This is a genomic window from Bilophila sp. (assembly GCF_057864385.1).
Window position 1 is genome coordinate 1 of record NZ_DBMAFI010000101.1, and the last position, 1,086, is coordinate 1,086.

Consider the following 1,086-nt stretch of genomic DNA (forward strand, 5'->3'; position numbering starts at 1 on the left):
AGTTTCCCCTCCCTCTCCCCAAACCCCTCTCCCTCCTCTTCAAAGACTTTCAACTGGTGGGGAGGCTGTGCGGAGGGAGTCCGTTCCGATTGTAGGGAGTCCGTGTGGAGGCAAGCCGTTCTGATTGATGGGGAGTTCGTGTAGAGGGAACCCGTTCCGATTGTTCGGAAGGCCGCACGGAGGGAGCCCGTTCCGATACGGGCCGAAAGGCCAAATTGCCGCGGTCAGCCCGGAACGGCACTTTTCCCCACGGTTCCCCCACAGGCGGGGCCTTGAGCCTTGCGGCTGTTCGGGGAACCGTTTTTGACGAATGGTTCCCCCGCAAGCGGGGCCTTGAGCAGACATTCCGCCGCATGGGGATCAACCGCTGGGCAGTTTCCCTAGAGGCGGGGTCTTGAGTACCTTCCCGCAGCGTGGGAGACAGCCACACGACGGTTCCCGCAAGCGGGGCCTTGAACACGCCGGGCACACCGCAGGCATAAGTTCACGAGCCCCCTGCAAGCGGGGCAGGTTCTGACGGCTGGCCCGTACGCGGCGGGTGCCGCTCATGATCCCCCGCAAGCGGAGTAGATCACCGGCCACGCGCTCACGCGGGACGATCCCTCATGATCTCCCCTCAAGTGGAGCAGAGCCTTCAAGCGACCTATCACATCTCCGTTATTGATCATGAGCCCCCTCAAGCGGAACAGATACCGCGCCGGATCGCAGCGTTCCGGGGATGCCTCATGATCCCCTGCAAGCGGGGCAGGTATCGGCGGAAAGCCTGCACAGCGTTTCAACGGGCACCCTGATGATATGGGGATGCCTTTACCTCCCCCAATATGGCGAACAGGATGACAGAGGTCTGGGGCTGGAAAAGGCGTCTTTATCATGGCCTTTCCGCACGGTTAAATATGATGGAGGTGCGTTGTCCTTATTCGGCGTTCCCTCTTGTGAGTCAAAGAAAACGTAAGAAAATGGAGTGAAATATAGTGAAAATACAGCCTTTTTCTCTAGTTTTTCCATCGGTGGAATCCATAGCTAAGGCATTTTGCTGCTTGTTCCTTTGGAACTTCAAGGAAAAAAGCATCCCCCATTTCCTATGGC